The organism is Herbaspirillum rhizosphaerae (genome assembly GCF_001189965.1).
GTDB lineage: Bacteria > Pseudomonadota > Gammaproteobacteria > Burkholderiales > Burkholderiaceae_D > Herbaspirillum > Herbaspirillum rhizosphaerae.
Genome location: NZ_LFLU01000038.1, coordinates 1 through 4001 on the forward strand (window position 1 = coordinate 1; position 4001 = coordinate 4001).

At 59.8% G+C, this 4001-nt stretch carries 4 protein-coding genes; all 4 read right to left on the reverse strand.

Annotated elements, in window-relative coordinates; translation table 11 throughout:
- A partial coding sequence (locus AKL25_RS24375; protein WP_420840730.1) for an ABC transporter permease subunit occupies window positions 1-126 on the reverse strand: 126 nt, incomplete at its 3' end.
- 83 nt (window positions 127-209) lie between these two features.
- Window positions 210-1148, reverse strand: coding sequence for a delta(1)-pyrroline-2-carboxylate reductase family protein (locus AKL25_RS23535; protein WP_050480127.1), 939 nt, complete (start codon window positions 1146-1148; stop codon window positions 210-212).
- A 4-nt stretch (window positions 1149-1152) separates the two neighbouring features.
- Window positions 1153-2163, reverse strand: a complete 1011-nt coding sequence (gene lhpH / locus AKL25_RS23540; protein ID WP_050480128.1) for a trans-3-hydroxy-L-proline dehydratase — start codon at window positions 2161-2163, stop codon at window positions 1153-1155.
- Window positions 2164-2426: 263 nt separating this feature from the next.
- Window positions 2427-3554 carry a branched-chain amino acid ABC transporter substrate-binding protein gene (locus AKL25_RS23545; protein WP_050480129.1) on the reverse strand — a complete coding sequence of 376 codons (1128 nt, stop codon included), beginning with the start codon at window positions 3552-3554 and terminating at the stop codon, window positions 2427-2429.
- Between the last annotated feature and the right edge of the window lie 447 nt (window positions 3555-4001).

The window sequence follows — 4001 nt, forward strand, 5'->3', positions numbered from 1 at the left end:
CACGTCGCCGTGCGCAAAATTGATCAGGTTCAAGACCCCGTACACCATCGTGTAGCCCAGGGCGATCAGGGCGTACATGCTCCCTAAGACCAGGCCGTTGATGATTTGCTGGATGAAGATGTCCATATGTCTCCTATGCTCCCTTTTTTCCGCTCCGGTTGCGACGGAACGGTTCTTTGTGAATCTGAAAAAATCTTTCCTGCGCCGGTTCAGGTCTGCAACATATCGCGCACTACACGCGCCGCTGCCAGATCCCATGATGCTTGTCCCACAGTCTTGAATACCGGCATGCCGCGATCCGACGGAATCGGCTCGCCGCGACCGGCGAGGATGTCGCCGATGTTGCGCACTTTGCTCCAGTCGACGCCGGCCTGAATCAGGTCGCCCGCCTCATGTTTGGCGCCGTCAACATCGTCGACGACGATGGTGCGTTCAGCCAGCAACGACGCCGGGAATTCCACCATGTCGGGCTTGAAGGCCCCGACGCCGATGGCCAGCGTGTGCGGCGCAAGTCTGGGCGGGATCACGGCAGTGCGCGAAGTCGTCAAAGCGATCAGCACGTCGGTGGCGGGCAAGTCGTTTTGCATGGCCTCGGCAGACAAGGGACTGGCGACGATGCCGCGATCGATGTGGCGCGTGCTGAGCGCGCTGCAGAACGCCTGGGTGCGGGCGATATCGCGCGCCACGATCCAGAATTGCGTGACGCCGAAATATTCCACCAGCGCGTCGGCATGCGCCGCCGATTGCACGCCGGTGCCGATCAGCAGCGCCGACTTCGGCTTGGCCGGCGCCAGCGTCTGGATGCCGAGCAAGGTCATCGCCGCGGTGCGGCGCGCCGTCACGGTCGGGCCGTGCAGCAAGGCGATGCGGCGGCCGGTCTGGGTTTCGAATACGACCACTTCGCCCTGGATCACCGGCAGGCCGTGCCTGGCGTTGTCGGCGTGGACGGTGATCAGTTTGGTGACGCTGAGGTCCGGGCTGACGGCCGGCATGCTGAGCAGCACGCTGGCGGCGTCGATCGGCACGACCTGACGATCGGGCGCGGTAATCTGGCCGCCGGAATATTCCTGCGCAGCTTTTGCCAGCGCCGGCACCAGGCGGTCGAACGGCAAGGCGTCGGCGGTTTGTTGAGCGTCGAGAATGTGCATCGTCTTACCTCAGGAAGAAGCCGGTCGGGAACGGGTCGGACTCTTCCAGCACCCATTGGTTGGTGCTCATGATGTGGGCCGAGCCGGTGACTTCGGTGAAGACGGCGTCGAGTTCGCCGACCTTGGTGGTGCCGGTGACCTTGACACCGAAGTTGCTACCGACGATGCTGCCGTTGACATAGTTCTGGTTCAGCGCCAGCTTGCCGCGCTGGAACAACTGCGCCGCGCGGCCGGAAGTGCCTGTGCCGGTGGGCGAGCGATCCACTTCGCGATCGGCAAAGATGCAGACGTTGGACTGGTCGGCGCCGGGGAAATTGGGCGCGCTGTCGATGATGGTGCCGTATAGGGTGTTCAGGCCGGGTTCGAGCGGATGCTGGATTTTGACCTTGGCTTTGACGGCGGCCTTGGTTTCGGCGCCGAGTTGGATCAGTTGGCGCACCAGTTCCGGCTTGACGGTCAAGTTGGCCTGGTCGGCGTTGATGTAATAGTAGAAGGCGCCGCCGAAGACGATGTCGCCGGTGATCTTGCCGAAGCTCGGGGTGTCGACTTCGACGTCGCGCTGATAGATGAAGGACGGCACGTTCTTGAAGGTGACCTTGCCGGCGCGCTGGCCGTCCCACTCCACGCTGGCGTCGATGAAGCCGGCCGGCGCGTCGAAGCAGATGCGGGTCACCGGTGAGGTGCGCTCAACATAGCCCATCTCCACCAGCACTTTGCCCAGCGCGATGATGCCGTGGCCGCACATGTCGCTGTAGCCTTCGTTGTGGATAAAAATAACGCCGAAATCGGCATTCGGCGTCAGCGGCGGAAACAGGTAAGCCCCGTACATGTCGGCGTGGCCGCGCGGCTCGTTCATGAGGAACTGGCGCAGGTCGTCACGGTTTTCTTTCAGCCAGCTGCGCTTTTCGAGGATGGTCGCGCCGGGCACTTGCGGCAGGCCGGACACCAGGATGCGCAGGGGTTCGCCGCCGGTGTGGGCGTCGATGGTCTGGACGGTGCGGGTATAGCTGAGCATGAAACTTCCTTCTACAAAATCCTAGAAACTATTCGCAAGGGGGAGTGTATTGCATTTCCCGTTGCGTGCGCCGTATTGGTGATACGGATGCATCAATGCCTGCCCGGTCACGCAGGACCGGGTTGCAGCCGGTTCAGACCCGCCTGCAATGCAGGGGGCCGGAAACGGAATTACCTGGGGATCATTTCAGGGAAGCAATCGCAACTTGATGATTCAACTTGGCGATTGTTCCCTGGCAGAAATGAAACGTGGAGGATGACCGATCAGTAGCTGGTCAGAGCAACCGGCACGCCGTCCTTGAAGCGGAAGATCGTCACTGGCGATTGCTTCAGGTCGTGCTTGTCGTCGAACTCGTACTGGCCTGCCACGCCTTTGTATTTGATTTTAGCCAGCGCAGGGCCGTAGACCTTTGGTTCAACCGAGTTGGCCGCCTTCATGGCCTGAGCGATGACCATCATGCCGTCATAGAACGAGACTGCGTAGACTTCTGCAGGACGGCCGAACTTCTTTTGGTAGTCGTCAGCGAAAGCCTTGCCTTCCTTGGCCTTCTCCAGCATGGTGCCGCCTTGGGTACAGTAGACGCTTTCGCCGATGGCGTCGCCGCCCAGACGGCCCATTTCAGGCGAGCAGATGCCGTCGCCGCCCATCAGCAATGCATCGATGCCCAGTTGCTTCATCTGACGCTTGATCGGACCGCCTTGTGGCGCGTAGCCGCCGATGAACACGGCTTGCGGCTTCTTGCCCTTGATCGAGGTCAGGATGGCGGTGAAATCGGTTGCCTTGTCGTTGGTGAAGTCCTTGCTGACGACCTTGATGCCGTTGGCTTGGGCGATCTTGATGAATTCTTCCGCCAGGCCTTGGCCGTAGGCGGTGCGGTCATCGATCACGGACACGGTCTTGATCTTCAGTTCCTTGGCTGCATACAGGGCCATCTTGCCGCCCAGCTGGCTGTCGCTTGCGGCAACGCGGAACAGTGTCTGGAAACCTTGCTGGGTGATCTTCGGATTGGAAGCAACAGTCGCGGTGACGATGCCGGCGTCGTTGTAGACGCGCGAGGCTGGAATGGTCACGCCCGAGTTGTAAGGACCGACGATGGCCTTGACGCCCTGGTCAGCCAGCTTTTGCGCTACGCCCACGCCCGACTTCGGATCGGCCTGGTCATCTTCCGCGACGATTTCGAACTTGATCTTTTTGCCGCCGATGACGAGACCTTGCGTGTTCAGACGCTCGACCGCCATTTGCAAACCGCCCTGGTTGTCCTTGCCGGCCGAAGCTTGTGGCCCGGTCAGCGGACTGCTGAAACCGATCTTCACTGTTTGCACTTCCTGAGCAGATGCGAATGCCGGGATGATGGCAAGTGAAGCGGCGATGATATGCATGCGGTTATACATGTTGTTTCCTCTCTTGGTTGAAGGTCAGGCTTGGGATAAATCGCTGAATTCAGGCCGGGCGGCAACAAAGGCAAGACGGTCGCAAGGCGCAACTGCAGATAATGGCATGGCGGGTGGGTCTCTCTTCTGTGCTTTGGTCGGCTCGTCGCGTCCGGGAGATCTGAAGTCCGGTCCGGCGCAACACTTTTTATGGTGCTCGATTCTATTTACTCTTTGATGATATTAGTCCCGATAATTGCCCTTATAATCAGAATTTAATTCAGCTATTCTTCATTACACAGAAGAAAATTCAGATTCTATGGCTAGAACTCATTTCGTCAATCTCCGTGAGTGCGAACGCGATTGTTTGGGAGGTAGTGCAAGGCGCGTCGCGCAGCCAAGACTGGGCGTCTTGGCAAGCGGCGCAACGCAGCAATACCCCCAAACAAGCCGTTCCCTCCGGGTTCA

Coding starts and splice junctions, on each gene's coding strand:
- AKL25_RS23535 (WP_050480127.1), bottom strand. CDS start 1,148: ATGCACATTCTCGACGCTCAACAAACCGCCGACGCCTTGCCGTTCGAC.
- lhpH (WP_050480128.1), bottom strand. CDS start 2,163: ATGCTCAGCTATACCCGCACCGTCCAGACCATCGACGCCCACACCGGC.
- AKL25_RS23545 (WP_050480129.1), bottom strand. CDS start 3,554: ATGTATAACCGCATGCATATCATCGCCGCTTCACTTGCCATCATCCCG.